22 protein-coding genes, 1 tRNA gene and 1 pseudogene are annotated in these 26957 nt (G+C 43.4%); 12 read left to right on the top strand and 12 right to left on the bottom strand.

The window, feature by feature from the left end; translation table 11 throughout:
• The first annotated feature begins 25 nt into the window (after nucleotides 1–25).
• Nucleotides 26–99: transfer RNA gene (locus tag ACT7WV_RS11310), tRNA-Arg, on the top strand.
• 201 nt (nucleotides 100–300) lie between these two features.
• On the opposite strand, the gene ACT7WV_RS11305 is transcribed toward ACT7WV_RS11310, so the two are convergent.
• Nucleotides 301–714 carry a DoxX family protein gene (locus ACT7WV_RS11305; protein WP_445102993.1) on the bottom strand — a complete coding sequence of 138 codons (414 nt, stop codon included), beginning with the start codon at nucleotides 712–714 and terminating at the stop codon, nucleotides 301–303.
• A gap of 186 nt (nucleotides 715–900) precedes the next feature.
• A complete protein-coding gene (locus ACT7WV_RS11300; RefSeq protein WP_445102992.1) occupies nucleotides 901–2139 on the bottom strand; it encodes an NAD(P)/FAD-dependent oxidoreductase in 1239 nt (412 codons plus the stop codon).
• 37 nt (nucleotides 2140–2176) lie between these two features.
• Here ACT7WV_RS11300 and ACT7WV_RS11295 point away from each other — a divergent pair, with 37 nt between their 5' ends.
• From ACT7WV_RS11295 to ACT7WV_RS11275, 5 genes are all read left to right on the top strand, one after another.
• Nucleotides 2177–2314 carry a hypothetical protein gene (locus ACT7WV_RS11295; RefSeq protein ID WP_445102991.1) on the top strand — a complete coding sequence of 46 codons (138 nt, stop codon included), beginning with the start codon at nucleotides 2177–2179 and terminating at the stop codon, nucleotides 2312–2314.
• Between the two features lie 39 nt (nucleotides 2315–2353).
• Complete coding sequence (locus ACT7WV_RS11290; RefSeq protein WP_445102990.1) at nucleotides 2354–3613, top strand: RNA-guided endonuclease InsQ/TnpB family protein; 1260 nt, start codon at nucleotides 2354–2356, stop codon at nucleotides 3611–3613.
• Nucleotides 3614–4011: 398 nt separating this feature from the next.
• Nucleotides 4012–4443, top strand: a complete 432-nt coding sequence (locus tag ACT7WV_RS11285) for a DUF2511 domain-containing protein (RefSeq protein WP_445102989.1) — start codon at nucleotides 4012–4014, stop codon at nucleotides 4441–4443.
• A 173-nt stretch (nucleotides 4444–4616) separates the two neighbouring features.
• Nucleotides 4617–4847 carry a hypothetical protein gene (locus tag ACT7WV_RS11280; protein WP_445102988.1) on the top strand — a complete coding sequence of 77 codons (231 nt, stop codon included), beginning with the start codon at nucleotides 4617–4619 and terminating at the stop codon, nucleotides 4845–4847.
• Between the two features lie 49 nt (nucleotides 4848–4896).
• Nucleotides 4897–5025 (top strand): hypothetical protein, encoded by a 129-nt coding sequence (locus ACT7WV_RS11275; protein ID WP_445102987.1) that lies wholly within the window; start codon nucleotides 4897–4899, stop codon nucleotides 5023–5025.
• Between the two features lie 444 nt (nucleotides 5026–5469).
• Here the strand turns inward: ACT7WV_RS11275 and ACT7WV_RS11270 are convergent, their stop codons facing one another.
• Entirely contained in the window at nucleotides 5470–7032 is a 1563-nt protein-coding gene (locus ACT7WV_RS11270) for an HNH endonuclease family protein (RefSeq protein WP_445102986.1), read from the bottom strand.
• 80 nt (nucleotides 7033–7112) lie between these two features.
• Between ACT7WV_RS11270 and ACT7WV_RS11265 the strand changes: the two genes are divergently transcribed.
• From ACT7WV_RS11265 to ACT7WV_RS11255, 3 genes are all read left to right on the top strand, one after another.
• Entirely contained in the window at nucleotides 7113–7283 is a 171-nt protein-coding gene (locus tag ACT7WV_RS11265; protein ID WP_445102985.1) for a hypothetical protein, read from the top strand.
• 400 nt (nucleotides 7284–7683) lie between these two features.
• Entirely contained in the window at nucleotides 7684–8538 is an 855-nt protein-coding gene (gene ypfJ / locus ACT7WV_RS11260; RefSeq protein ID WP_445102984.1) for a KPN_02809 family neutral zinc metallopeptidase, read from the top strand.
• Between the two features lie 198 nt (nucleotides 8539–8736).
• Complete coding sequence (locus ACT7WV_RS11255) at nucleotides 8737–9369, top strand: 2OG-Fe(II) oxygenase (RefSeq protein WP_445102983.1); 633 nt, start codon at nucleotides 8737–8739, stop codon at nucleotides 9367–9369.
• A gap of 13 nt (nucleotides 9370–9382) precedes the next feature.
• On the opposite strand, the gene ACT7WV_RS11250 is transcribed toward ACT7WV_RS11255, so the two are convergent.
• Nucleotides 9383–11734: a zinc metalloprotease HtpX gene (locus tag ACT7WV_RS11250; RefSeq protein ID WP_445102982.1), complete on the bottom strand. Its 2352-nt coding sequence runs from the start codon at nucleotides 11732–11734 to the stop codon at nucleotides 9383–9385.
• A 156-nt stretch (nucleotides 11735–11890) separates the two neighbouring features.
• Entirely contained in the window at nucleotides 11891–13093 is a 1203-nt protein-coding gene (locus ACT7WV_RS11245) for a LysM peptidoglycan-binding domain-containing protein (protein ID WP_445102981.1), read from the bottom strand.
• 148 nt (nucleotides 13094–13241) lie between these two features.
• Between ACT7WV_RS11245 and ACT7WV_RS11240 the strand changes: the two genes are divergently transcribed.
• A complete protein-coding gene (locus ACT7WV_RS11240) occupies nucleotides 13242–13931 on the top strand; it encodes a DUF4238 domain-containing protein (RefSeq protein ID WP_445102980.1) in 690 nt (229 codons plus the stop codon).
• 309 nt (nucleotides 13932–14240) lie between these two features.
• Here ACT7WV_RS11240 and ACT7WV_RS11235 read toward each other — a convergent pair whose 3' ends face one another.
• The 3 genes from ACT7WV_RS11235 to ACT7WV_RS11225 are packed head-to-tail and all read right to left on the bottom strand — an operon-like array spanning nucleotide 14241 to nucleotide 18271.
• Complete coding sequence (locus ACT7WV_RS11235) at nucleotides 14241–15974, bottom strand: diflavin flavoprotein (protein ID WP_445102979.1); 1734 nt, start codon at nucleotides 15972–15974, stop codon at nucleotides 14241–14243.
• Nucleotides 15975–15983: 9 nt separating this feature from the next.
• On the bottom strand, nucleotides 15984–16520 hold the full coding sequence (locus tag ACT7WV_RS11230) for a phosphate-starvation-inducible PsiE family protein (protein WP_445102978.1): 537 nt from the start codon (nucleotides 16518–16520) through the stop codon (nucleotides 15984–15986).
• Nucleotides 16521–16540: 20 nt separating this feature from the next.
• Nucleotides 16541–18271 carry a diflavin flavoprotein gene (locus ACT7WV_RS11225; RefSeq protein WP_445102977.1) on the bottom strand — a complete coding sequence of 577 codons (1731 nt, stop codon included), beginning with the start codon at nucleotides 18269–18271 and terminating at the stop codon, nucleotides 16541–16543.
• Between the two features lie 378 nt (nucleotides 18272–18649).
• Here ACT7WV_RS11225 and ACT7WV_RS11220 point away from each other — a divergent pair.
• Nucleotides 18650–18808 (top strand): annotated as a pseudogene (locus ACT7WV_RS11220) (NACHT C-terminal helical domain 2-containing protein); the annotation flags it as partial.
• Nucleotides 18809–18828: 20 nt separating this feature from the next.
• Here the strand turns inward: ACT7WV_RS11220 and ACT7WV_RS11215 are convergent.
• Both ACT7WV_RS11215 and ACT7WV_RS11210 read right to left on the bottom strand, forming a co-directional pair.
• The gene (locus ACT7WV_RS11215; RefSeq protein ID WP_463424163.1) at nucleotides 18829–20286 is read right to left on the bottom strand and encodes an SAM-dependent methyltransferase; all 1458 of its coding nucleotides are present in this window, start codon (nucleotides 20284–20286) and stop codon (nucleotides 18829–18831) included.
• Nucleotides 20283–20945, bottom strand: coding sequence for a type II restriction-modification system restriction endonuclease (locus tag ACT7WV_RS11210; protein WP_463424245.1), 663 nt, complete (start codon nucleotides 20943–20945; stop codon nucleotides 20283–20285). Before ACT7WV_RS11210 ends, ACT7WV_RS11215 begins: the two co-directional genes overlap by 4 nt.
• A 137-nt stretch (nucleotides 20946–21082) precedes the next feature.
• Between ACT7WV_RS11210 and ACT7WV_RS11205 the strand changes: the two genes are divergently transcribed.
• On the top strand, nucleotides 21083–22294 hold the full coding sequence (locus ACT7WV_RS11205) for an RNA-guided endonuclease InsQ/TnpB family protein (RefSeq protein ID WP_445101400.1): 1212 nt from the start codon (nucleotides 21083–21085) through the stop codon (nucleotides 22292–22294).
• An 11-nt stretch (nucleotides 22295–22305) separates the two neighbouring features.
• Here ACT7WV_RS11205 and ACT7WV_RS11200 read toward each other — a convergent pair whose 3' ends face one another.
• Together ACT7WV_RS11200 and ACT7WV_RS11195 are read right to left on the bottom strand one after the other, a co-directional pair.
• Nucleotides 22306–22464 (bottom strand): hypothetical protein, encoded by a 159-nt coding sequence (locus ACT7WV_RS11200; RefSeq protein WP_445102974.1) that lies wholly within the window; start codon nucleotides 22462–22464, stop codon nucleotides 22306–22308.
• Between the two features lie 179 nt (nucleotides 22465–22643).
• Nucleotides 22644–26840, bottom strand: coding sequence for an amidase (locus ACT7WV_RS11195; RefSeq protein WP_445102973.1), 4197 nt, complete (start codon nucleotides 26838–26840; stop codon nucleotides 22644–22646).
• Nucleotides 26841–26957: the final 117 nt, after the last annotated feature.

Here is a 26957-nt window from a genome sequence, read left to right as displayed (position 1 = left end):
TCACTCGGTGAGCAAATAAGAACAAGGGCTTGTAGCTCAGTGGACTAGAGCACGTGGCTACGGACCACGGTGTCGGGGGTTCGAATCCCTCCTAGCCCGTTAGAAAAGGCAAAAGAAATAACTTCTTTTGCCTTTTTTTATTGTCTAATAGGCATTGCTGATTTGGAATAGGATCTTGCTTTTGCCATGGTGAATGGAGCGTTAGCGAAGTGTAGCATCTAGCCCGATTATTTACTTACGTTTACAATGGCAATTCATACCCTGATTCAGCAACACCGTCTAACTAGATGATCAATATGATCAATGTTGGCTAGAAGAGTACGTTGTTTCTTCAGACGATTGAGAACGTGCATCGAAACTAACTGGCCCTGCGCCAAAGTAATACACCATCATTAAAGCACCAATAAGAGCTAAGTTTTTCAAAAAACTATTAGTCTCACCGGGGTCAGCTAAAAAATTATGGAAAACTAAGGTGGTAGGAATTAAGAACAAAATCAATAAAATAGCTCCCCAACGGACTTTGTAACCTACTACTAATGATGTAGCGCCAACCAGTTGAAAAACAATATTGCCAACTAATAACAAACCAGCAACGGGTAGTCCCCGTTCAGTCATCATCTGCTGAGTTTCCGCAAAGCCGAAAAGTTTGCTTATGCCAGAGTTAAGAAAGACAATTGCTAGAAAAATGCGTGCAAAGAGGGGAATATAATTCATGTCAGCTTGCCTAGAGTAATACTAATTCACGAAATGCTGGACAAATAACTTACGTACTTGATGCTGTCGAATTTTCGGGCAGGATTTCTAATCCAGAATCGACTGATAATTATCCACTTGCAAGGGTAATAAATAGTACAACTCAGTATCCTTTGAGAAAACGGCGTGTTTTGATGCAAGTTTTGACTAAGGCAAAATTTGCCGAACAACGCGATCGCCTCGAACGTAGTCAAAAATCCAGTTGCAGATTACACCAATGCGGTTACGCCAGCCAGGAAGATAACACCAATGAATACCTAACCACAATAACCAAGCAGGAAAGCCAGTTAAAGTTAGCTGAGGTGTGTGAGCAACACCAGCATTACGCGAAATAATTGCGGCTCTACCTTTGTCCTTATACTTAAAAGATTGAGGCTCTTTACCACGTAGCTGTAGCTTAATATTGGCGGCTACTGCTTCCCCCTGTTGGATTGCTTCTGGCGCAACGCCGATTAACGGTTGTCCCTTGTATTCGACATAGGCTACATCCCCCAGCGCATAAACTTTGGGGTGTCCTGGTAACTGGAGAGTCGGCTCAACAACTATTTTGCCCTTAATAGCAGTAGAAAAATCTCCGGAGATCACAGGAAAATTAGCTTCCATACCTGCCGTCCAGACGATTGTTTGAGTGGCAATACTATCGTCATCATGTATATGTACAGTATCTGGAGTAACGCTACTCACCTTAGTTTGCAAGTGTACCTTAACACCCATCTTTCGCAAGTGGTTTTGGGTATACTCACCTAAGCGCTTGGGTAAGTCTGCAAGGAGTCTGGGTCCAGATTGCAGTAAGATGACCCGCACCTGTTCCCCTTGCAGGCTAGGATAATCCTGATGCAGTGGCCCACCAATCAGTTCCATTAAGGAACCAGCTAACTCTACACCTGTAGGACCACCGCCGACAATCGCAAAAGTAAGTAGCTTTTGGCGTTTTTCGGGGTCTAGTTCCTGTACAGCTTGCTCAAAACACCGGAGAATCTGGTTACGTAAAGCGATCGCGTCTTCTAAGGTTCTCATCGGCAGAGTGTATTCCTGGGCTCCCGGCACTTCCAAATAACGAGACTGGCTACCCGTACCCAGAATCAGGAAATCGTAATCGATGAGTTGACCTTCAGTTTCTACCACCTGAGCGGTGAAATCAACACGCTTGATGTTTGCCTGGAGGAAACTAACCCCTTTGAGTCGTCGCAAAATGCTACGCACTGGGTAGGCAATTTGCTCTGGTTGCAGTTCGGCAGTTGCTACCTGATAGAGCAACGGAACGAAAGTGTGGTAGTTGTTACGGTCAATCAGCAGAATATCAGCTTCAGAACTATTCAGTAGCCTAGCCGCCGTTAAACCGCCGAAACCTGCTCCAACAATTACTATTTGAGGGCGTCTCTCCATTTTTATCTTTTTGAGGGGGCTTGGGGGAGCTATAAGCATGTCCTTGAACGAAGTGAAGGAACCCACGCCGTACTTGTACCCAGGTCGGCGTTGGGATGCTTCGACAAGCTCAGCAACAACATGGACTCCCCCAGTTAAGTTTACGGGACTCAATGTTCTTAAACTTAACATTTAGTGCAGCACTATTATCCAGTAAATCTAGTATAGTACTGGGATGCTGACACTTACTCACCGCTACCGAATCTATCCAAATACCACTCAGGAGCAACAACTCATTGAGTGGATGGAAATTTGTCGCAATGCATTTAACTATGCATTGCGAGAGATCAAGGATTGGTGCAACAGCCGTAAGTGCTTGGTTGATAGATGTTCCCTGGAAAAGGAATACATCCTCTCTGCCGATCAGAAGTTTCCTGGCGAAATTCAACAGCTTAATAACTTGCCAAAAGCTAAGAAAGAATTTCCTAGATTGGGTGAAGTTCCTTCTCAGGTTCTTCAGCAAGCCATTAAGCAGTTGCATAAAGGTTGGGAGTATTTTCAGAACAGAGGATTTGGTTTTCCACGCTTCAAGAAATACGGGCAGTTCCAGTCGTTGCTGTTTCCTCAATTTAAGGAGAATCCAGTAACGAACTTGCATATTAAGTTGCCCAAGATTGGAGCAATACCAATAAACCTGCATCGACCCATTCCTTCTGGATTTGCGGTCAAGCAGGTGAGAATCTTGAGGAAAGCTGACAGATGGTATGCATCTATCTCTCTTCAGTGTGATGTCAGTGTTCCTGACCCAACTCCTCATGGGCATCCAATTGGGGTGGACGTGGGGCTGGAGAAATTTTTGGCAACGAGTGATGGTGTTCTTGTAAAGCCTCCTAAGTTTTTCAAAGAGTTGCAAAGTGAGCTGAAATTGCTGCAACGCAGACTCTCTAGGAAACAGAAGCGGTCTAAAAACTACGAGAAACAACGTATTAAAGTTGCTCGACTTCACCACCAAATCGACAACACGAGGAAAGACTTCCATTACAAACAAGCCCACGCTCTTTGTGACGCGGGTGATATGGTTTTCATGGAAGATTTGGATTACCGAATCATGGCTAAAGGTATGTTTGGGAAACATACTCTTGATGCTGCATTCGGACAGTTTAGAACCATCGTCAAATATGTTTGCTGGAAACGAGGAAAGTTTTTTGGTGAAGTTGATGCCAGGGGGACTTCTCAGCAGTGCCCTGAATGTGGTGGGGAAGTCAAAAAATACCTGAGTGTGAGAATCCATAATTGTCCTCATTGTGGATACAAAACTGATCGAGACGTAGCCGCAGGTCAAAATATTAGGAACCGAGGAATTAAACTCATTAGTACCGTTGGACAGACGGGAAAGGAAACTGCCTGTGCAGACGTTCTACCGGGGATTGAGGTAACTCAGTCTAGGCAAGTGTCGAAATCCCGCAAGGGGAAAACCAGGAAATCAAAGAAGTGATTCTTTGGAAGCCCACACTGTAATCTTTGATTCAGTGTGGGAGGATGTCACTATTTCCAATCATTTTCTGATGGTTGGCACTGTCTAAATGGAATAAGTCAAGGATGTTCGTGCAGCCTTGGTAGTGGTTTGACTCAGCTTGACTACTTTAAAAGTCAACTAATCTAGGCTTCACCCAGTTATTGATTAATTTTTTATCCTGTCTTTACTATATTTGGCTTGGATAAAGTATCAACAAGCGATACCCCAACCCGTAACAAGAAGAAGGTATCAGCCAATAACCTTACCTTTCCCACTTGCTTGTGCTGTTCCCACCACTATCCATTCCTTTAACTTGGTTTAGCTACAGTCGCCGCGAAGCTAAAATAGGAGCCAGTTTAGCTTCAGGGATGATTTTGATGGTATCACTATCTAATCAGCCGCAAATTTCTCAGGTTACTGAGCGACTCTTCTCCAATTCTTCCGTAGTTACTGCTTCTGAGACATCAACTAAAACATTGGTAAAGTCAACAGCCCCAATAAAAACACAGTTTACTAAAGCTGAATTTGGTGAAAAGTGGCCCTTTACCGTCGATCAAGGAGAAGTTGACTGTGTTCTTCTTCCCAATTACGACTCTCTAGGAGCAGCAATTTTTCGCACCAGCACAGGTGTCTATGCCCTCAACGAAACCGCTCTAGCCATCGGTGAAGCTAGCAACTACAAACATGTGGGAGAGATTTGGAAAGATCACCCAAAACTAACGGGAACTAAGATGTCGATTTTAACCATTATCCAGGCAAGTTCCCAAGTCTGCCGTCAAAAGACAGAAAAGGCAAATTCTCACGAGTAGATTAGGACAAAGCGTGCTTTATAGTTAAACTTAGCTTTATTAGCTTTAATCGTAATAAATAATTTTGCAATTTCCTGATGGGGATTTATTCAACCGGGAGAGTGATTCATCAAGAGCAATTTTAGGATCGATATCCTAAAATTACTTGCTTCCCAGTTATTTTTTAATTGATCGTGAGAGTACTACTAACACTTTACTTATCGACTGCTCTTAACTTTTTCATCACCTGGTTTGCAGCTTTCCAACATGAACCTGGCTTATCTGTTAAGCAAATCCGTTTTTCTTGGCTAGTTTTGTTGTTGGCAACTATTTTCTGGCCGATTGTTGTGCCAATTTCTTACTGGATGGGTAGTTTAGACAACTCAAAAAACTGGTTACCCAATCACTTCACTAGCAGCAAATAACCGATGAGATTACTACAGAGACTTAAACTAGGCATTTGGTGTAGTAGGTATGCATCTCCAAAATATAAATCATCAGATAATTAAGGAAGAACTGATTGACGTTTGGGGTGCAGAAGCTGTGAGTTATACCTGGGAATACTTGCAACGTAATCAACATGCTGATTATGTCGTTGAATAAAGCTGAATCTGTCTAAGTCAGTTTAAGGGTTAGAAAGCAGTCAGAGAGGTGCTTTTGCCTTTCTGGAGATGTCCAAAGAGTAGGGATTTACGTTTGCCGAAGACGAACTCTACCCACCAAATGATACTGAATTTATAGCTGATCAATTGCACCCGACGCTTGTAAAAGTACTACTGAGATAGCACTCTGTACATTCTAAAAAACGGAAGCCCTTTTCTAGAGAGGGTTTCAACTGCTTAGGCTCTCAGCAAGTTGTTCTGCTCTTTCTGGCTGAAGAACAAACTGCTGCAACGGCTTAAATTCCTGGTATAACTAGCTAGCGATCGCACTAGTACCTACATACAGCCAAAACCAATTTGCGCGATCACTGCTTATGTCACTGCCATTCAGCTTAGCCCTAACATCCTCTAGCTCTAGTTAATTTTATGGCTAGTCTAGGAATATTCAATTTTTGAATGTTGTATTACAGTATGGGTGAGTCAACTGGGCATTCTTTAAAGTACCTAAGCCACCATCTGCTTTTCTTATTTTATGGTCTATAGAGCTAAAACCAATAGGAAGATAGCCCTCACAAATTTTACATCGTGGAGAACCAGGTAGAGTATCTCTGATATGTGCTGCTGATTTGGTCTCTCGTGAAAAGTCTTTACTTACAGCTTCACTGGTATTTCCTTTGATTTTCCTTTTTAAAGAACCAAAAGTTTTTTCCGCAACTATCTCCTTCATGACATTTTTTTTGTCTACTTCTTGAGATAATTTATCAATGATTTGTCGGTAGAAATCTTTAACCTTGCCTCTTGCCTTTATTGCACTGCTTTTACTAACAATCTGTGGAATCATATCATCTTGCCAAATCACCCATTCAAAATCTTTTCTAACCTGTATGAACTTAGAAAAAGATTTAGTTTTTTCTAAATCTAAAACCAAAGTAACAATACCGTAAAATGAGCCAATTTTAGGCTTTCCGGCACTGGTGTAAAAATATATTATTGGATGAAGACCAAGAGATGAAGGGTCTTTGCTATTTATTCTTTGAGCTACTTTTTTGCATTTTATTAACAGTTTTACTGTCTTGTCTCCCGTTGAATCGTTTCCCAATTGATTATCTTCTTCTATACTATTAACCATATTGACAAACTCTAATATTAATTCGAGTTTTTCTGAAGATGAGAGATTTCCTACTATTGGTACATCTAAATTTTTTATAGGATTTTTGAGCTTAGGTTCAAAAATCAGCTGATGTATTTCTTGAGCTAATTTCTCAATATTTACTTGCTTTTCTTGGGGAAAATCTGACCAATATTTGTGTCCGCTTCCACTTCTCATGATCGCACGAGCAGCAACACCATTAGGTGTTTTTCGAGCTTGCAACAAACGTATCTCAGTTTCACCGATTGGCGCTGCTTTTTGGTTGATTTTGAAGAAAGAATCTTCCGCTTTGCGTACATCACCTTCAACCCACTGAAGTTGTATACCTAAAGCGCCTAAGTTTCTTGATCTATCAATTATTTTGGGGTCTACTTCTCCTCGATTCTGCGTTAAAGATTGATAAAATTTGTAAGAACCTATCCTCTCCTTAATTAGTTTTTTTACTGTCTGAGCAGCACTTTTTTGCTCATCTACTATATCTCCATCATAAAATTCTTTGGAAATTTTACCATCACCATAGTCATCATTTATCCAAGCGATTAAAGAACTAAGTCTATGTGAGCCATCAATAACAAAGTAGTCACTGCCAGCACTTCTCCAAAGAATAACTGCTGGAATTAAATCCCCATCCAAAAAGCTTTCTATAAATTCACATATTTTCTCAGCATCCCACTCGTTAGTTTCTCTTTGAAAATCGGGTTTCCTTAAAGAAGGATAAAAGAAAGAATTTTGTTCTAAATCTCGAATTGATATCGTATGAACGTTTCTTCCTATGTTTTGGCTTTGCTCTCCTTGAATTTCAAATGCTTCTCTCGGTATCAGCGCATCTAAGCTAACATTTTGAATTTTCTTTCGCATCTTTACTCCTTGTATGGTGTTTTGAAACAGAAAAATAGAGATACTATTATCTTACTAAGCATACCAATATCAGTAATGGTTTGCATAATCTACTGGCTGAATCTTATTCTAATCGTAACTTGCTAAGCCATCATCAAGTGCGATCGCGCAAGCACCACTTACTCACTCGCCATCATTATTGTCTGCCCTCTAGTACGAGACATAAGGCAATAGTGCGATCGCTTCTGGTCTACAACAAACAATACTATTGAATTTTGGGTAGGGGCATAAAGTTGTGCGTCCCTACAAAGATTTGAATTTAGTGCAGCTTCATCAAGAATTGCTATTAAAAATTATAGAATGGGCATCCTGATTAACGAAGATGTTGTTGTCTTCGTGAGGGTTCTCCATCATAAAGAAGTACGCAGGTAATTTCCTTAATCCATTATCCTAGTCTTGCCTAAGTAGGATTGCCAAAAAAATCCATGTTATCCCTAAGATAGAAGCTTAAGACCAATAAAATAGCTAATAATTCTGATGGGTTAGGAAAAATCTAGCTTAGCTACAATCAATCGCCCTTCAGGTGGTGCATTTCACTCAGCGTCTCTCCAGAGAGAAGCAATCGCACCTGGCTGACTTCTGACAAATTAAATTATTTGGAGACTCTAGTTTATGCGGTGGGAATTTGGTCGTAGAAGCAATAATGTTGAAGACAGGCGCGGTAATAGTGTTTCAGCACCTTTAGTTGGAGGTGGTATTGGAGCACTGATTCTTTCTGTGATTGTACTCCTTCTAGGGGGCGATCCTAGCATCATCTGGGAGCAGGGAGAAGCACCTAGCGGTTCCCGTACTGAGTCTCCTCAAACAGAACGTTCGGCGCAAGAAGATAGTATGGCTGATTTCGTTTCAGTTGTCTTGGCGGATACAGAGGATACTTGGAATAAAATTTTTCAGCAAAGCGGAGAAACCTACGTAGAACCTACCTTAGTTCTCTATTCGGATGCAGTAGAGTCTGCTTGCGGTTTTACGCGATCGGCAGTTGGTCCTTTCTATTGCCCCCGCGATCAAAAACTCTACATTGACTTAAGCTTTTATAAGGATCTCAAAAATCGATACCAAGCACCGGGAGACTTTGCCCAAGCCTATGTGATTGCTCACGAAGTTGGACACCATGTGCAAAATTTAACAGGTGTTTTTGATCAAGTTCAGGGATTGCAGCGTCGCACTAGTCAAGCAGAAGCAAATCAACTTTCTGTTCGGCTAGAGTTACAGGCGGATTGTTTTGCTGGAATTTGGGCGAACCAGGCAAATCGATCACGGCAAATCCTAGAAAAAGGTGATGTTGAGGAAGCGCTAAATGCTGCTAGTAGTATTGGGGATGACCGCTTGCAACGCCAGTCCAAAGGCTACGTTACTCCAGAATCCTTTACTCATGGTAGTTCAGCACAGCGAGTCCGCTGGTTCAAGCAGGGGATTCAGACAGGCAATCCTGAACAATGTAATACTTTTGCCGCTGCAAGTCCTTAGAATTTTGCAGCAAGCGTTTTACCAAAGATAGAGCAATAATTCCCAAATCGAGGTTTTGAGAGACCGTTAGGAAATTGGTATTATCAGTTGCGGACAACAGCAACTTGCAAAACGGCAGCGTGATCAAACGTTGTCTGGTAAGTTTAAGCAGCACCTGCAAAAAAAAGTGCGACTGCTCCTTGAAACCTCTATAATCTCTTGAATTATTACTCTCAACAACCCAACGTCTTCCCCATCAACTACCTTAATGAGTTGCGAGGGGAGATTTTGGCATCTTCTTATCTGGCAATCAACAACCTTAACCGCGACTTTATTAGCACCAAAGGGTTTTCTGTGGTGTTTCAACGTTCGGAACTCATGAGAGTAGAAAGGCAGTTTCCTTTCTTTAAACCCTATCTCGACCAAGCGTTACAACCCACTTGCAATGCTTTCTACCTCAACCCTTTGCTTCTCCAAGAAGGTTCCCGCGTTGATCCACATATCGACCGTTCCCTGCGATCTTACTGCAAAACTGTTGAGCCTCCTATGGTAGTTAGTGTTCTCTATGTGCAGGTGATACCTAATCTGCAAGGCGGAGAACTAGTGTTGCGTTGCCACAAAAGGCAAGTTGGACAGATTAAACCAGTAGTTAATACACTATTGCATTTTCGGGGCGACCTTACCCATTCGGTCAATGCTGTTAAAACCACTGGGACTCGTCTTAGTTTAGTTTGTGAACAATACAGCTTGAGCGAAATTGAACTACAAGATATTCCACCATTCACAATAGAATCTAGGGCAACGAAGGTAAAACAGAAACGGGTTGGCTGTTCCAGAAAGTTATTAATCTAGAAGATTGAAAAACTCAGGCTTGCCAAATTTGATAGGTTCCCCAAAAAACAGCAACTACAGCCAAAATTGTAATCCAGATGGGGTAATTAGCCCTGGCTATCTTACCCTCCTGAGTGCTTAAGGTTTCAACATCAATCCAGGGTGTTGCACCCCGACGAAACCAACCAGTGAGAGTCACTTTCTGATCTACTAAATCACTAGCGCGAGTAGTTTTAGGCAGAATATTACCCAATGGCCCAAACCAAGAAGAAAAATGGAGTTTGACTAAACCTGTCGAAGTTTGCAAAATTAAATCCTGTCCCAGCCAGTTAAGTAAGCTGCGCCTTCCCAAAAGTTTGCCGCTTAACTGGATTGGCTGACTATCTGGAGACAGAGTGTAGGGATTAGCAAAAAAGTCTCCTAAGTTTGGTTCTCTCCAAAGATTACTCCGTTTAATATCGGGAAAGTAACTATTAATCCAAACAAATACGCAAAGACTGAAGGCAATCATAATGCAACCATCCAGAAAAGGGGTGGCATTGTACATCCAAATTAGTTGCCAAATATTCAGCCAGTCGCTAACCTTGCCAACTCCCCAGAGAAGACCTCTGAGTATAACTCCTAGCATTAAGCCAAACAACACGGCACTTTGCAATAAAGGCAAGGCTTTATAACTGTTTCTCAGTTTAGCAAACCGCGCAGCGTTATCTCGAATTGGGGGAGTTGATGGGGGTAAATTGAGCTCGGTATCAAGTTGCAAAAATTGGGCGTAGCGATTGGGTAAGTGCAATCTTTCGCCGATCAGTGGGTGAGAACTACTGATAATTAACCAATCGTGATAAGGGTTGGTACAATCCCATTTTAAAAGTTCTTCAAAGTGGATCCGAGGAGAGCAACTACCTAAAGTGATTGCTTGTCGGTATCCCACAGGCAACAAGAAATTAAAGCTTTCCAACATCCCACTTGTTGCCCTAAAAGTCTGGATGTCTTCGGTAATTCCTAGGGCAATTTTGAGTAAAGCGCGGGTTAGTCCATTGGGGTTGCCTGTAGTTTCAATGGCAGTGCGATCGCTGTAGTATAATCTTACTCTGGAAAACCAATTTAACGGCAAACTAAGTAACCAATAAATGCCGTAACTTAGAGAAGAAACTACACCGCTAATGCCCAAAATAGTTGATGGTAAAAATCGATGAGATGAAGGGAATTTACGCTGTGCCAATTCTGCCAAGTTTTCTCCCCACCGAGCAACTTGCCAATATATTTTGTAGGGCAGTTGGATAATTAATGCCCCCAAAGACATTAAAATAAAATCCCAGTGGACAATATGCCCTAATTGACCAGCGTAGATGGTAGCAATTTCATTATCTGCAAGTTGCTCTAATAAACCTTCACTGACCACAATCCGAGCAGTCCAAGGAAGATTACCATAAGTCATGGCTACTGGGGCGTCGGTGGGCAAAATGCCAAGTTTGGGCAGGGGAAGGCGTCGTTGGCGGCAAAAATCTGGCAGCAGTTGTGCTGCTTCTGGGGAACGAGATGCTAGCTGTGTGAGAGATAATGGTTCAAGGCCATCAAACCACTTCAGCAGTCCATCAATTAGCCATGGAGAGAGAATCAGCAGAGTTCCCAGAAAGAAATATATGGCTATGGTTGGGTCACGGTAGAATAGCTGAATTGGCTGGAAAAAGGGCAACTTTACCAGAAGAGTATTGGTTGTCCTCATGGCGAATTGCACAACAAAGCGCAGCAGCCAAAAGAAAGCGATCGCAGTGGCAATTTCTACTAACCACAGGCGTACAAATTTAGGCCGTTTGAGAGGACGCCAATTTTTGGCACGTTTACTGTTACGCCATCTGGGGCGAGGTGTAAAAATTGAGGGAACAGCACCGGAAGATGGCGAGTAGGGGACAGGAAGTAGGGATGAGTTTTGAGGTGTAGGGTTGGGGGTTTTCCCCTGGGAAAATAGACGCTTGGTCGAATTTGCCAAGCGCTGGAAGTTAGAAGATGTCTTGGTTGTCGAGGTTCTGTGCTTCGATGACGGCAGTTGGGCTGCTGTACCATCCAGCGGCACAAATCCTGTAGAATTTCTAGCTGAGGGGGTATCTGGGGCTGGATACTTAGCAGTAAGTTCAGGTAAAGTTTTATCTGCCCATTTCTTGACCTTGGGGTCAGGATCTTGAGTGAGATTTCGGCAAAGCGCGATCGCCTTTTCCCCATCGCCAATGCCATGATAAGCCTTAACTAGTCCGAGCGCAGCGCGTGAGACTACAGAGTCGTCCAACTCCATTTCATAGACGCCTTTGAGGTGTGCGATCGCTTCTGAGTAATTGCCCTGCTTTAAGGCTACTAGACCGTCATTCAGCGAAGGATTGGGGATAGATGCCATAAATTATTCTCTCTTTTCCCTTAGAGTACCCACACCAAGGCTCTATGCTATCAGCATTTCAGGAAGAATAAGGACATAGTTAACCTTGAGTGGTTAACTATACCCTTACTTCCTAATCTTGTGAAGAAATGCGCAAGTTCAATGCACCCTAATCAATCAACTAAGAACGGTTAGGTAATTTTGAGCAATTGCTGCAATTTTACTAGCAACATTCAAGCCATTGACAATGCGTCTGGCGTTGTAAAAATCTTGCCGTGAACCATTAATATAATTACTCAAACCAACACCAGTAAAAGTGCCATCGCGCATTCCTTGAACCAAAATTTTGGCAGCAATTTCAGGTTCTGATGCTTTTTCTGGGTTAGCCACTAAATCAATACCTAGTCGGTTTGACCAATCTTGGTAATTAGAACGTCCTGTGATTTGCACATAGCCGCGTCCTTTAAACCGCCGTCCATCTCCTGGATAGATGTTACCTAAATCCTTTCTTCCTTCATATTGGGAACCACTGGCCAATTCTTCCATCCACCTGCCTAGTAAAGATTCATGCTCAGTGGTTGCTAAGATATAAGCAATTTGCGCTGGATCAGTAATGCCACTGCGCTTAGTTTCAGCAAGAATTAAGGGAATTGATGTCTGAGCATAGGGTAGTAGGGAAGGCGTAACTACACTGTAAATTTGGTTGAGATCAAAGGAACCAATGTTAGTTAGATCATTATCCACTAAATAGACTACCTGACCAATCTCCAAACTTCGGGCTTCAGTCTCAGTAAAGGTGCTACCATCTTCCTGTTGAATTTCCCGCCAGCGATTAGTATCTCCCAGTTCTCTTTTGGCGATCGCAGATAGTGTATCTCCTGGCTTAACGGTATATGGGCGAATAGTGCTAGTTGGTGGTGCTACTGTAGGATTTTGATCAACTAAATAGACTACTTGACCAACCTCCAAATTTCTGGCTTCAGTCTCAGTAAGAGTGCTGCCGTCTTCCTGTTGAATTTCTCCCCAAAGATTAGCATCTCCCAGTTCTCTTTGAGCGATCGCAGAGAGGGTATCTCCTGGTTTGATAGTGTATGGCCGAACACTATTCAAGGTTCCGGTTGCCAAGCTTAGAGTTTGACCTGTTATCGGATCTATTGACAATGTATCAAGCTCAGTTTGGCTGTTGTCAGTATTCAGTTGTAAGGTTGTAACATTCTGAGGGACGGCCACAGTTTCTAGTGAAGGTAGACTCTCAGCAAAGGCTGAGGAACTATTGAATGCTGACGGTGGAGTGATTAAGTCAGAAGGTTCTGTAGTGGAATTGGCGTTAACAGATAAACCCAGAAGGCTAAAAATATCTGTTCCAGAAAAATCAAACATGGAATGTCCTATAACTATCTATTAGGGGGGGTCGGAAATACCAAATCATCAACACCCCTTGAAATGGGCATTCATTCGCTGCCCAATTTCCGTACCCTTACTTATACCAAGTTTACTCAAATAAAATAGTATTGCCGACCGAGAAAACTTGCCTATTCCAGCTACAATGAGCTTTTCCGCTTTTCATAAGCCATTCTCTACAGGAGAGGCGCTACCTTTCTTAGATACCGGAAGCTACAGGCAATTGCGCACAGATGTAAATATTTATAATAAGAGAAAACTATTTTCCAAGAGTGATATTTATCAACATAAGAAAGAAGCACATATGCAAAATTCTAGACTGAAGAAACGTCATCATATAATTCCAGAAGTTTATCTCAAACAATGGAGAAATTTAACTCAATCGAAGCGTATCATTGTTTGGTATCTGGAGAAGAAGACTCTAAAAGGAACTGGTGAGTCACCTAAAAATATTTTTATAAAAGGACACTATTTTACAGAAAAGGAACTTAATGGAACACGGAATCACCCTGTTGAGGATATTTTGAGTCAACAAATTGAAAATAGAATTAATCCACTCATATCTATTCTTGAATCTAGTCAGCCGCTGACAGAAGAAGTACGAAGAGATCTTTGGTATTTTGTTTCAACAATATTTACTCGCACAGCTTGGTGGAGAGAGACTTTACAGAATTTAATTGAGCCAGCCTTTGAAAAAGGTAAACGGCAAGCAGCAGATAAAGTAATACAAACTTCTACGGAAGGCAAGAGTCGAGCTTCTCGTCGTCAAGCACAGACAAAAGCAAATCGTAGAAAAATTTTAATGGATATAGAATAGAACAGAAATCCCTCGCGATACTAAATTGGTGATGCCATCACTTACGCTTGAGGACTTACAGGTATATCCCATGAACTACGTACAGCCGCTATTGCTGAGCTGTACGTAGTTCACCAAATTATTAGTTTACAGGATGCCTTAAAGAAGATAACCGATCACACAAAACCAAGCACTACACCAATAAAAATAGTGGGTTATCCTAACCTAAAAGCAAAGCCAATAGAAGTTAAACCCACCCTACAAGATTGGGCGCATTAAAATCAAATAAGATGACTATATCTGTGGCTGATTCTGTTTCTTGAAAGAGAGTTACTGCCGTCCTGATTTTCGATGAGCGATCGCTGTAAAACCAATGGCTTCCAGCAGATCCCCTTGATTGACAACTCCATAAACTAACCAGCGATCACCAGCATCGATCCGCTGCTGTACTGTACATTCTAGATAAGCTAAGGCTTCTTTGAGGATCAAACAGCCATTAGAAGCAGTTTGCGTCTCAAGTTGGGAAAAAGGATTACTATCTCCACTGCTGCGCTCGGAAAAATGTTTCCTGACGTTGCGCCCTTCTTTGAGAATATTCACCACAAAAGAAGTCTCTAAATTAAAGAAAGCCTCTGTCCATTGTCTTTTTTCAATAGCAATCATCACCCCTGGTGGATTAAACGTTGCTTGAGAGATCCAAGAAGTTAAAAACCCTTGGTGATTATCTCCTTGATGGGTGGTGATAACGCATATAGAACCGATAATGCGCCCAATTGCCTGTTCAGTGCGATCGCTTTGAGCCTCTGTTAAGCCAGATCGAGAAATCCCTTGTTTTTGCCGTTTTTTAAGGGTTTGGGCGAAATTTACTCCCGCTTGTCGGCACTGCTGCAACCCCGATTCAGTAGGACTGAAGAGGATCCGGATAGCTTCAAAGCCAAAACGATAGTTACCATCGCGCAATTTCCCCTCAATCAAATCAATGGCTTCTCCACTCCAGCCATAGGAACCAAATACCCCTGCTAGTTTCGTTTTACTAGCAGTAGCGAGGACAATTCCTAACGCTGTTTGCATTTGCACTGGTACATGGCCACCCAAGGTGGGAGAACCAATAATAAACCCATCACACTCTTCAATCGCACGGCTAACTTCTTCTGGATTAGTCAGTTCACAGTTGATCGATTCTACCGCCACCCCACTGTCAATCAATCCTTGGGCGATCGCCTGAGCAATAACGGTGGTATTGCCATAAGCTGAGGCATACAGTAACGCCACTTTAAAGTCTTGGGATTTCTGTTGTTGACACCACTGACGGTAATCGTAATTAAGGCGACTGAGACTGTAGCGAACCAGCACCCCATGGCCTGGGGCATAATATTTGGTCGGAAATTGCTCGATTTTGTCTAGGATAGTTTCGACTTGTTTCGCTTGAGTAGCATGAAGGCAGTCAAAATAGTAACGGCGATCCTCATCTAACTGTTTCCAGTCTTCGTCAAAAAGGGCATCATTACATAAGTGCAAGCCAAACAACTTATCCGTATAGAGAATGCGAGTTTTGCAGTCGTAGGTACACAGTCCATCTGGCCAGCGAGGGGTGGGAGAGAAGCTAAACCTTAACTGATGACCTTGCCCCAAGTCTAGGGTATCTTCAGAACGAACGGCGTGAATTTTAGCTTCCCAGTCAGGAAACGTGGCTTTTAGTGCCTTGGCTCCTGGTTTAGAACATACTAGCTGCACTTGGGGAGCTTTTTCGACTAAAACCTTAAGGGTTGCCATACGATTGGAATTGACATGACCCAAAATCAGGTAATCTAACTGGGATAGATCGAGTTGTAGTTGCAATTCTTCGAGGAAAATGTGAGTAAAAGACTCACCAGGCGGATCGAGTAAGGCCGTTTTATCCCCTTGAATTAAATAAGAATTAGCGGTGGTTCCTTTAGAAAGGGCGTATTCCACCTCAAATTTCAGTCGATCCCAAGTTCGCGAACGAAGAATCGTCGTATTTGTATCCAACGGAGCAACTTGCACATCGCGGGGACGGTTTGTAATTAGGGTGGGAGTTTGCATGGTTAGGAGTTAATTTTTGCTTAAAATTGGACGATCGCCATTTGATTCTGTTGTTTTTGGCGTTAATCGCTGTTTATGACGTTCAGAGACGACTTGTTCGGGGTCGATACCTTCAAAGGTTGAGGGAAGCCAGACCCGAATTACCATTAATACGCCGAGAACCAGCAAAAAGGCACAGGTAGCTAACATTTGTGTCCAATGGGTATCGAATACGCCTCTGACAATGACTTCTCGCAAGACAGAAACAATGGCAACCTCAACGGCAACTCCGATGGAGATGCGCTGTTCTTTGAGGTAAATAATCAACAGACGAAACAGTTCTACCCAAATGAGCAATGACAAAATATCGGCTGTGACGGCATGGAATTGCACTGGGGGCAATAAAGAAAGCACCATCGCTTTAATTTGTAATACCATGAAGCAAAATAGCCCCAAGCACAGGGAAATAACGATCCCATCTTGAATAAGTTCTAGGGCTTGCACGATTCGCTCTAGATTTAGCCAGCGACTTCGGCGCACTGAGGGGTTTTTCACAGATTCATACATTGTGGTAATAGGTAATTGATTTAATAGTGATTTCCCACCTTGCGATGGTGTACTGCTGTCAATCCTTCGACTTTGGCTACTCGTCCGGTTTGCACCGTGCTGTAAATAATCCAGTGATCGCTAGCTTCGGCGCGACTGGTGACTTCGCATTCGAGATAAGCTAAGGCCTCAGCTAAAATGGGAGAACCATTGGTGGCTTGATAGGTTTTAATCCCGGCAAAGCGATCCTCTCCTGGGGGAAAGCGTTTGAGGAAGTGTTTCATTAACCCTTGGTAGTTGCCTTCCTCAAGGATGTTGAGAACAAAGCGATCGCCTGGATACATTAAAGACTCGATCGCTCTTTCTTTGGCTACAGCGATCGCTACTCCCATCGGTTCTAAACTGGCTTGTATTACCCAAGAAGCGAGCATTGCTCCTGAAATTTCCCCTTTCTGGGCTGTAATCAAATACAGTCCACTGCTGATGCGTCCTAATGCCCGATCTAAAGTGGAATCTAGAGATTTCATGATTTTGATCGAGCGGTCACGGGTCAACCACTGGCCGAGATCTGTCCCCGCTTCATCAGCTATCTTTTCTGTGGTAGGAGTAGGAGCGGTTTTCAGCAAAATCGGCGGAAAACCTTCAGTCAGTCCAATTTCTTGAAACTTGTTGCGCAGGGGATAAATGGGCTCATCTTCTCCCCCACCCGACTCGAATAAACCGATCGCTTGCTTGCTATGTGCCGCCGCTAAAATGGTACTAACAACCGTTTGCGCTTGAGCGTTGCTCTGGGAGGGCATGCCAATCACCAATCCTTTGGCTTGATGGACGAGTTCCCGCGCTTCATGAGGATCGGTGGTGGATAGATCGACTAAATCAACAGCCACACCAGTTTTCAGCAATCCTTGGGCAATATTTCTGGCAATTTGCTCACTATAGCCATAATCTTCGCTATAAAACAGCCCTACCAGATTATCGGTTTTGGCTTGTTCTTGACTCCACTGGCGATAACTATCGACCCACTGAGGGATATGCTGTTGTAATAAAGGGCCATGGCCAGTAGCAATAGTTTCGATATCAAGTTTTTGAATGCGTTTGAGGGCAGCGAGAACTGAACGGGCATTAGGGCCCATCAAACAGTCATAATAGTATTTGAAATCTTCCTGTAATAAATCAGGTTCTTCGTCATAGATGTAATCGTCGCAATAGTGCATGCCAAAAACATCGCAAGTATAGAGAATGCGAGTTTTCAGATCGTAGGTGAAAATGGTATCGGGCCAGTGAAGATTAGGCGCAGAAACAAATTCTAATTCGTGTCCGTTGCCTAAATCCAAGCGATCGCCACTTTTAACCATTAAGGTTTTAAAGGGTTGATGCACCATATTTTCTAGAAATTTGATCGCAACTTTCGAGCCCACCACCGTCACTTGGGGGGCAAGATCAAGGATCTCTTTGACTAATCCACTGTGATCCGGTTCGGTATGGCTGACAATGAGATAATCCAGGGCGGAAAGGTCTACTAATCCGAATAAATTTTCTAAATACAATTGCTCAAATTTGCGATGGGAGGTATCAACCAGCGCATTTTTTTCTCCCTTAATCAAGAAAGAATTGTAAGTCGTGCCATTTCTTAAGCCAAATTCGATGTCAAAGCGATCGCGATCCCAATCTAAGGAGCGAATCGCCGTTGTGTCTTCGCTAATATTTCGATTTTGTAGGGTTAAACGACCTGACGGAGTAAGATTTTCCGACCGAACACCGAACGCAACCATAGACTAATGCCTCCAATGAATTTATCTTTCATGGCTAGTGGGCTTAGTTCTTATGATTGCTTGGCTTCACTGGTTTTGTAAAATGTCAATACTTAAAGTAATTCATAAGTAAGTTTTATAATTTAATTACTTATGCTTAAAAAAAACAAATCTAATTTTTTTGAAGTAAGCACTCGCATGAACCAGTTTTCTGGGTTGTAGTTAAATTCAGTAGACTTTTTGTCGCATGAATCATGAGGCATGTGCCAGTTCGTAGTTCACTAAGCCAGCAATCAGGTTTAAGCTCAGATCTTAGACTATTCTCAGTAAGCCCGATAACCCGCCAAGAACTTACCGAAATTAAGCAAGACGAGGGCGATCGCTCATTGTCAGTAGCACTTCACCACCGAGCAGCAGCAAGTGTTGGAACGCTATTATGAGGCTAATCAGTTGCTCATCGATTGTCTTAATAGCAACTGTGAGGTGACGGCTGCTGTGGGGCAGGAAATTGAAGCTGCCTTATTGTTACCCCGCAATAAACTTGAGGACAGGGAATAGCAGTAGAAGAGTGTAAGTTCTTAAAATTTGGTGGCTAGTCTTTCTGCTAAAGCAGATAAGTTTAAACTGTTCAAGATACTAGACTTAATTGGACGTTTCTCATCCCAAAAGATTAAAGAAGAATAGAAATCTATTGCTGGCGCAGAAGTTAAAAGTGTAAGGATTTGGTAAGCTACTTGTTCATTTTTAAAACTGAGAAAGTAAACGGTATCATCAAAAACAATAGCTTTACCATTCATTTTGCCAACCAGCCGAAAATCTAGTTTCTTATAGAGTCCGCAAATTGCAATTTTCCAGGGCGCGAATGTGTACGATCCGACTCCAAATATAGAAAACCGAGAACTCTTTTTATGAATTTTGCTTTTTCTGTTAACTAAATAGCTTGAATGAGTCTCTAAATAGTTCCAAGTTTTAGGAGCTAAGTTTTGTATGTATTCAGTTGGCTCACCAATAAATCTTTGAGTAACTAAGACATATCGATTAATGCTTTTTGTACGATTTTGAGCTACATCAGAACCTTTGATTAAAGGAAACAGGCAAGTCTCTTCAATATCGATAACTTCCCCCAGTCCATTTACGAATGCATCATCAACTTTACGAAATTCCATTACCTTTGAGCAATCGTGCTTGATGCCAGAGCGCCATTTGGCTCCCATCTTTGGATTATGTAAATCTTTTAATTTATCAAAAGAGCTTGTATCTCTAACTGGAATATTGTTTCGATAACCTGTCCGGTAATGAGTGTCAGCATCAAGGCTACTGAATACATCACAGAAGTAGTTTTGTGAATTAGAGTCAAATTTGCAGAATAAAAGACAAGCATCAACAGCCGCATCAAAATATTTTTTTGCATTTATTCTGTAAGTTGCAGAGTAAGCAAGATTTAAGTTTTTGGAATGAATGTAATTCACTACTTTTCTTGAAACAGAAGTTTTGCATAGCATCGCTAGATAGGCTTCGTGCTTTTGCAAACATTGGATAGACTTAATCAACATCCACTCAGAAACATCAAAATTGCTTTTACCTGTGATTGCATCTAAACCGTTATGATTTTGGAAGTTAGTTTTTTGGGGCAGATTCTCCCCCCCAATTATGCCTTGTTGAGAGTTAGTAATCCAAGGAAAATTTCCCAATACCAGAATCTTATCGCTACGCTTTTTTGTCTTTATTAATGAAGACAAATCAAACTTAAAAAAATCTCCTTGTTGAACTTGAATTCTTTGATCTTGTGTAAGCTGATTGTTTTTCTGGATTTCTTGTAAATAGGTTTTATTTATTTCGACTCCGATGATTTTGCTCGCTACTTGAAACGAATGTGCAGAAGCTTGAATAAAGTTGCCAATACCGCAGGTTGGCTCAACAATAATGTCAGGACTTACATTAAGTTCTAACAATTTATGGCATATTTTTTCAGCTAACTCCAATGGTGTTTGAAAGTCTCCATACTCCATTTTTACCTTAGAGGTAACCTGTATCATAAGATTGACCTATAAACAGCAACTACACCTTTTTCTTGCCCAGCCCTTTCGATGACTCTTCTATATTGAAGCCGCCATTGCAAAGCATTGGAAATCGTTAAAAATCCCTGGATAGGAGGATTGCCAAGTATTTCATCTGCAATATTGGATACCTCAATTTCATCAACAGGCAGATTTCGATCAAGCATAAATGCAATTAAGTCATCTTTATTTCCTTGATTGTCCAAAATACTACGAATTCCACGAGTCATTTGAAAATCTGCTGTTCTCTCAGCAGCTACATAAATCGTGTGCAGAATACTTAAAGTCGCTGTTCGGTTTGTGCCATCGTCTGCCTTGTCGTAGACAAAAACGAGCAGCGAATATCCAAGACCAAAAATCTTTTGTCGTGCAGATTTAAAGGGACATGACGACTGAGGTTGTCTGACACTGGTTACTTTTATGTCAACAAGCAAATCTGGAAAGTCAATTCCACTTGCTGAATTGCCTTCTAAAAACTCATATTTTCCCTTTAGATAAAGCCTGAACTTTTGTTCCAGGTAGGTTCCAACAGCTTTGCCGTCTGTGACGCCGTAGAGAATAGGTTCTGAATGCTGAGACTCAACTGCTGAAAAGATTCCTGCTTCAGAGCATAAAGTTTCTACCGTCAAAATTGGCATGGACATATCTAAAAGTTGTGCCAAGTATCATATCGCAATCCTTGAGTCATTGACCGAAAATAATGGGATTCAAGCCTCCCCCCTTCCAGGGGGACTTTGTTTATGATATGTTTTTGATGTAGGTTTTTCCACGTCAAATGATTGTCTTAGAGTTCAAGGCTAAGGGAAAAACAACTCAATACGCTGCTATAGATGAGGCGATTAGAACCGCTCAATTCGTCCGCAACAAAGTTATCCGTCACTGGATGGATAATCGAGGTGTAGGACAAAAAGAGCTGTATCGCTACAACACTAAGCTCAGAGCTGAGTTTCAATTCGTGAAAGCCTTGAACTCTCATGCTTGTCAGGTTGCAGTTGAAAGAGCCTATAGCGCTATTGCTCGGTTCTACAGCAATTGTAAGAAGGCTATTCCAGGGAAGAAAGGCTATCCAACGTTTAAGAAAAATTGTCGATCACTCGAGTACAAAACTTCAGGATGGTCGCTTTCTGCCACCCGAAAACAAATCACTTTCACGGATAAGAAAGGGATTGGCAAGCTTAAACTCAAAGGGACGTGGGATTTAAACTACTACCAGTTAGAACAGATAAAACGAGTTAGGTTAGTGCGTCGTGCCGATGGGTACTATGTTCAGTTCTTGGTAAGTGCCGAGAACAAAGTAGACATTAACCCAACAGGTAAAACTATTGGATTAGATGTTGGACTCAAAGAGTTCTACACCGATAGCAATGGACACACTGAAGCTAATCCTAGGTTTTATCGAACAGGCGAGAAGCGGCTGAGGTTTAGACAACGCCGTGTTTCTCGCAAGAAAAAAGGCTCAGCCAACCGTAAAAAAGCCATTAATCGACTAGGACGAGTACACCTCAGAATAAGTAGGCAACGTGAAGAACACGCCAAAAGACTGGCGCGTTGCGTAATCCAATCTAACGATTTGGTAGCCTATGAAGATTTGAGGATTAGAAACTTAGTTAAAAATCATTGTCTTGCCAAATCTATTAATGATGCAGGTTGGTATCAATTCAGGAAGTGGCTAGAGTATTTCGGGGTTAAGTTTGGCAAGATAACTATTGCGGTTAATCCTTCCTACACTTCGCAAAAATGCTCTAGTTGTGGCACTCTTGTCAAAAAGTCCCTATCGATGAGAACCCATATTTGTCAGTGTGGGTTCGTGTTAGATAGAGACTGGAACGCCGCTATCAACATCCTGAAATCAGCCTTGAGTACCACAGGGCATGTGGGAACTTGGGTCATCAACCCGAACGCTTTGGGAGATTCGACCTCTACTTTGATTGGAGAAATCCTGTTAAAGCAAGTTGGGTCTATGAACAAAGAATCTCCGCACTTATAGGACGGAGAGTGTCAAATCATACCTCCATCGCGATGGAGAGATAACAACGCGGTGCAGCCAACTGTAGAGAATCTTTTGGTTGAATCGTTGGGCATGGCGTTGTAGAGGCGCTCAAACTCGTAACGGTTTAAGCGATCTGCGCAAATGCAGCAGCGCTTCGCTATCGCCATTTTCTAAAGGGGGAATTGTCCAATGCTGGGAAGGTGTTTTAACCATAACAGCCGCAGTTGAGGTAAACCTATGCTCATCCTACCGAAATTAAGCAACCCGATCGCACAGTACTGCCCCCTTATACTAATTTCCTACATGTCTGCTACAAACACCTGAAAGTAGCAGAAGAAGCCGAAACTTAGGGGAGAACTGGACGCTTTTGCCCATAAGGATGAGCCATCTCAAAGCTGCTCGCTGCTTTGAGAATTAAGGCATCGCTGTATAGAGGGCCGGCAATTTGTAATCCTACCGGAAGTCCCGCTTGAGTAAACCCACAAGGAATAGAGGCGGCTGGTTGTTCTGTCAAGTTGAACAGATAAGTATAGGGAACCCATGACCAATCATCAGTAAAACCCTCTGGTTGCATCCGTCCCGCCTCGAATGCTACTAAAGGCATCGTGGGAGTTAGCAGCAAATCGTACTGGTTGAAGAGTGCCTGTATTTGCGAACAAATCACACTGCGACGATTCAGCGCTTCTAAATAATCCAGTAGGCTGAGGCGGTTGCCTTCAGAAGCGATCGCAAGTAGCCCCGGATCGATTAACTGCAATTGTTCCGGCGTATATAAACGTAGCGTATTGGCATAATGAGCATGCCAAATTGGGAGGAAGATCTCCTGGAGATCAAAAGACCAATGCAAGTCTACCGTCTCCACATAAGCGCCCAGTTCTGCAAACCCAGCAGCAGCACTGGCCACTAATTTACTCACCTCTGCATTTACTGGACAGGGTTGACCTAAATTGGGACTAAAGGCAATGCGTAATCCTTTGACTCCTTCTTCTAGACCCGCTAAATAGTTGCAGTGATCACTCGGTAAAGCAAAGCAGTCTCTAGAATCTGGTTGAGTAATCACACTGTACATTAAAGCAGCGTCACTGACAGTACGCGCCATTGGCCCAACGGTGGACATCCTACCAAAGCTACTGACAGGGTACACAGGCACGCGCCCCCAACTGGGCTTTAAACCAAATACACCACAAAAAGAAGCCGGGATGCGAATTGAACCCGCGCCGTCTGTGCCGAGGGCAAGGGGCCCCATGCCACTGGCGAGGGCTGCTGCTGCACCACCACTGCTCCCTCCTGGTGTCTTCTGCAAGTCCCAAGGATTGCGAGTAATGCCGGTTAGGGGACTTTGGGTAACCACTTTGTGTCCGGATTCTGGGGTGGTGGTTTTACCCAAAAAAACTGCTCCTTGCTCCCGCAATCGCGCCACTGCTGGGGCATCTTCTAACCATTCCTGATTGGGGTCAATTGCCCTGGAACCCCGTAAGGTACTCCATCCCTTAGTTATGACTAAATCTTTAATCGAAATCGGCACGCCATCGACTAAGCCGCAGGCTTCTCCTTTAAGCCAACGTTCCTCGGAGGCTTTTGCCATGGCCAGGGTAGTTTCTTCGTCAATCAGACGGAAGGCATTGAGGTGTGGGTTATGTTGAGCAATCCGTTCTAGAGTGTACCGTGCCACCTCAACTGGAGAAAGAGTGCGATCGCGATAGTGCTTCGTCAGTTCTACCGCAGACATGTAGGCAAGTTCTTCCCCTGCAACCGTGCCCCCCTGAGAAAAACGAGCATCTTGGCGCACTACTATACCAGGTTGCTCAAAACTATCAAGCCAGCGCCGCAAAAAGGCTGCCCCCTGTTTTTCTAACTTAGCGCTCCATTTTTGGGTATCCTGCCGCAGTTGAGTAACGCTCAAACTAGGAGTAGTATTAATTTCCAGGGTGTGGCCAATGAACCAGTTTTCTAATCCCTGTTTCGTTACTTCTGGGTGGAATTGCAACCCTAAACAGTGCTTACCCCAAGCAAAGGCTTGATGTTTAAATTCCTCAGTTGCGGCGAGGTGAATTGCTCCCTGGGGTAAGTCGAAAGTGTCACCGTGCCAGTGGAGTACTGGGGTCAGTTCTGGTGCTAATTCTGCTAGGGGGCTTTGTTTGCCGGCCTCAGTTAAAATTAGTGGAGACCAGCCGATTTCTTTACGACCACTGGGGTATACTGATGCTCCCAAGGCCTTAACCATTAACTGGCTGCCGAGACAGAGTCCCAGGGTTGGCAAATCTGCCGCCAGTCGCTTGGCTAGTAGGGCAATTTCAGTTTTTAAGAAAGGATAATCATCCAGTTCATAAACCCCAATTGGGCCACCCAAAACTACCATAAGATCAGGTGCCAAGGGGTCGATTTCTCGTAACTCACTCGCTCCCGCTTCTAAATAAGTTATTTTGTAGCCGTAACTCTTGAGAATTGGCTCAAAGTTGCCTAAATCCTCAAAGGCGACATGGCGTAGGCAAAGGGCAGTTTTGACGGTATGAGTCGTCGGCTTGAGGGGAGTGAGATTGACTTCTACCGAATGTACGCAGGAACTTTCAGCTAAATCAGTCTTATTACCGGGATTAAGCACATTAACATTAGCACGGTTGGGGTCGAGTTTCGGCCAGCGCCCTTTGTAGACTAAGGCAACTCCACAGGGAACGTCTTTTGAGAGGGCGACTTTCAGGGAGAGTTCTCCAGTCTCGTTAGATAACCTTACGGGAGTACCTGCGGTGAGTCCCCGTGATTCGGCTTCTTGGGGGTTAAGCAGCACTTCGGCTTTACCCACGCGATCGCTAATCTTACCATCATTGCCATAGCTACTATTCATTAACCAGGGTGAAGCGGGAGACAAGACTCTCAACTTACCATTTGTTGGTCGTGTGTCGGCGAGAGGTTGGGGAGCACGGGGTAAACCAACTGCCTCAAAACGTTCTGAGGCAATTTCTATCTTGCCGGTGGGGGTAAGAAACTTCAGGTCAGCAAACTGAATTATTGGTTCTGCTGTATAGTTAACTGTGCCAATTTTGGCAAGGCTGGCAAAGTCTAAAACTGTCCCGGTTTGCTTAAGTAAATTGGCAATAATTGCAGCATCACTCTCAAATAGTTCTGCCTCAGTGAATCCCATTTTTTCTGCCAGTCTTCGGCAGATTTCTTGATTGGGTAAGGCTGTACCCGGCGGTTCTATGGCTTTGACTTGAGCGGAAATTGAATAATTAAAATAAGAAAATACTAAGTCATCAAATTCTAGGAAGTTAGCCGCTGGGAGAACTATATCGGCATAGTCGGTGGTATCGGTGGCAAATAGTTCTAAGGAAACGGTGAATAAGTCTTCCCGTTCTAAGGCTTGTCGCAGGCATTTTTGCTCTGGACTTGAGGCAACAATATTATTATTCCAGCAAAATAAAGCTTGAGTATTCACATCTGCCAAACGCGTCGCCAAATCCATGTGGGAAACTGACGCTGGTGTCCCTTGATGGAGATGGGGTGCAGTAATGTAGTCATTGTCAATACCTCGGCTGGCTGTCCCGTTCATGTACAGGAAGCCCGTCCCCGGTTTGCCAATATTGGCTGTAAAGATGGGCAGGAGGCTACAGGCGCGGAAGACATTACCGCCAGTGGGTTGTCGCTGTAACCCTTGCCCTAACCATAACAAAGAGGGGCCTTGACCATAGATTTTCGCCGCTTCTTCAATCAGATTAGCCGGAACACCGGTAACAGCTTCTCCCCAAGCAGGCGTACATTGAGGCAGCAGGGGTAAAACTTCTTCCCAGCCTAGGGTATAGTTGGTAAGAAACTGCTGATTAATTAGTCCTTCTCGTTGGATAACGTGCAGCAGGGCAAAGGCTAAGGCTGCATCACTACCGGGAAAGGGTTGCAAGTGTAAGTCGGCTTGGGCGGCAGTAGGGTGGCGGATGGGATCGATGACGATTACCTTACCCTGTGCTTCCCGCAACCAATGTTTGTGGGCGTGGGGGGCAGCAGCTGAAGGGTTTGCCCCCCAAACTAAGATACAGTTGGCATCTTGGGCAGTACATGGGTCGAAGCCGCTGAGGGAATCGCCAAAGATCATCTCTAAGGCAGTATGTCCGGCTTTGTTGCAAACAGTATCAGGGTCTACTTCCGTGGCACCAAGGCGGTGGAAAAAGCGCATCGGGAAACCCCCGGCAATTAGGGAACAGGTGCCGGTGTAGTGGGTTTGCAAAATGCGATCGCTTGAACCTGTGGCGAGAATCTGCTTCAGTCGTGTAGTAATGATCTCAAGGGCTTGGGACCAACTAATGGGTACGAACTGACCTTGTCCTTTTGCCCCTACTCGTTTTAAGGGTTGACTCAAGCGCTGTGTTTGGTCACGCCAAGCACCGTTATAAGCAATGGCACATTTACCGCAAAGGGTTCCTCTACTGACTGCGTGGTCGGGATCACCTTTGACCCTGACAATCTCTCCTTGGCGCTTAACTACGACTAGACCACAGGCATCATAGCAATCACGAGGACAGGTAGTACGGACGGTTTCTTTGACTGAAGACATAAATTCACCCTGTGCTGGAACACTTTAAGTGTTCATTAACCAAACTTACTAACAGCCAGACTACAACTAGTTAGGGCGTATCTTCGGTAACTAGATTAAATAGTGCCTATGCCGAAG

This window comes from Symploca atlantica LB2515, assembly GCF_052546295.1.
Note: the sequence above shows the minus strand (reverse complement) of the source record. Positions and strands in the feature narration are given on the sequence as shown.

Bases quoted from the DNA above. Each gene is read 5' to 3' on its own strand.
- ypfJ (WP_445102984.1), top strand. From the start codon at position 7,684: ATGCGGTGGGAATTTGGTCGTAGAAGCAATAATGTTGAAGACAGGCGC.
- ACT7WV_RS11225 (WP_445102977.1), bottom strand. From the start codon at position 18,271: ATGGTTGCGTTCGGTGTTCGGTCGGAAAATCTTACTCCGTCAGGTCGT.
- ACT7WV_RS11205 (WP_445101400.1), top strand. From the start codon at position 21,083: ATGATTGTCTTAGAGTTCAAGGCTAAGGGAAAAACAACTCAATACGCT.
- ACT7WV_RS11200 (WP_445102974.1), bottom strand. From the start codon at position 22,464: ATGGCGATAGCGAAGCGCTGCTGCATTTGCGCAGATCGCTTAAACCGT.
- ACT7WV_RS11245 (WP_445102981.1), bottom strand. From the start codon at position 13,093: ATGTTTGATTTTTCTGGAACAGATATTTTTAGCCTTCTGGGTTTATCT.
- ACT7WV_RS11235 (WP_445102979.1), bottom strand. From the start codon at position 15,974: ATGCAAACTCCCACCCTAATTACAAACCGTCCCCGCGATGTGCAAGTT.
- ACT7WV_RS11210 (WP_463424245.1), bottom strand. From the start codon at position 20,945: ATGCCAATTTTGACGGTAGAAACTTTATGCTCTGAAGCAGGAATCTTT.
- ACT7WV_RS11270 (WP_445102986.1), bottom strand. From the start codon at position 7,032: ATGCGAAAGAAAATTCAAAATGTTAGCTTAGATGCGCTGATACCGAGA.
- ACT7WV_RS11195 (WP_445102973.1), bottom strand. From the start codon at position 26,840: ATGTCTTCAGTCAAAGAAACCGTCCGTACTACCTGTCCTCGTGATTGC.
- ACT7WV_RS11290 (WP_445102990.1), top strand. From the start codon at position 2,354: ATGCTGACACTTACTCACCGCTACCGAATCTATCCAAATACCACTCAG.
- ACT7WV_RS11215 (WP_463424163.1), bottom strand. From the start codon at position 20,286: ATGATACAGGTTACCTCTAAGGTAAAAATGGAGTATGGAGACTTTCAA.
- ACT7WV_RS11250 (WP_445102982.1), bottom strand. From the start codon at position 11,734: ATGGCATCTATCCCCAATCCTTCGCTGAATGACGGTCTAGTAGCCTTA.
- ACT7WV_RS11275 (WP_445102987.1), top strand. From the start codon at position 4,897: ATGCATCTCCAAAATATAAATCATCAGATAATTAAGGAAGAACTGATT.
- ACT7WV_RS11230 (WP_445102978.1), bottom strand. From the start codon at position 16,520: ATGTATGAATCTGTGAAAAACCCCTCAGTGCGCCGAAGTCGCTGGCTA.
- ACT7WV_RS11300 (WP_445102992.1), bottom strand. From the start codon at position 2,139: ATGGAGAGACGCCCTCAAATAGTAATTGTTGGAGCAGGTTTCGGCGGT.
- ACT7WV_RS11295 (WP_445102991.1), top strand. From the start codon at position 2,177: ATGTCCTTGAACGAAGTGAAGGAACCCACGCCGTACTTGTACCCAGGT.
- ACT7WV_RS11285 (WP_445102989.1), top strand. From the start codon at position 4,012: ATGGTATCACTATCTAATCAGCCGCAAATTTCTCAGGTTACTGAGCGA.
- ACT7WV_RS11305 (WP_445102993.1), bottom strand. From the start codon at position 714: ATGAATTATATTCCCCTCTTTGCACGCATTTTTCTAGCAATTGTCTTT.